At 38.6% G+C, this 461-nt stretch carries 1 protein-coding gene; it reads left to right on the top strand.

The window, feature by feature from the left end:
• Positions 1 to 54 precede the first annotated feature (54 nt).
• Positions 55 to 461 (top strand): PIG-L family deacetylase (locus COZ07_RS02570; RefSeq protein WP_406607029.1); only part of this gene is annotated, 407 nt, incomplete at its 3' end.

Below are 461 nucleotides of genomic sequence, written 5' to 3'. Positions count from 1 at the left end.
TATTGCACGGGCAGTTTTGGGGAATTTATAAATTATAGCTAGTGAGGTAAAAAGATGCTTAATATAATTACTATCGGACCACATCCTGATGATGTGGAATTGGGGATGGGGGGTTCTATATTAAAATTTACCAAAGCTGGCCATCAGGTTACTATCGTAGATTTAACTGATGGTGAGCCTACCCCTCGAGGCAATCCCGAGACAAGAAAAAAAGAGAGTGTTAAATCAAGCAGACTATTGGGTATAGAAGAAAGAATCACTCTTGATTTTCCCAATCGATATCTCCGGGATGAAATAGAAACTCGTCAGGAATTAGCTGAAATTATCAGAAGGCTTCATCCTGATATTATCTTTGTTCCTTATTGGATAGATGCTCATCCTGATCATATCGCTGCCTCAAAAATAGGTGATGCTGCTCGTTTTTATGGAAAATTTACCAAAACAGAGATGAAGGGAAAACC

This window comes from Candidatus Infernicultor aquiphilus, assembly GCF_002784285.1.
Taxonomy (GTDB): domain Bacteria; phylum Atribacterota; class Phoenicimicrobiia; order Phoenicimicrobiales; family Phoenicimicrobiaceae; genus Infernicultor; species Infernicultor aquiphilus.
Note: the sequence above shows the minus strand (reverse complement) of the source record. Positions and strands in the feature narration are given on the sequence as shown.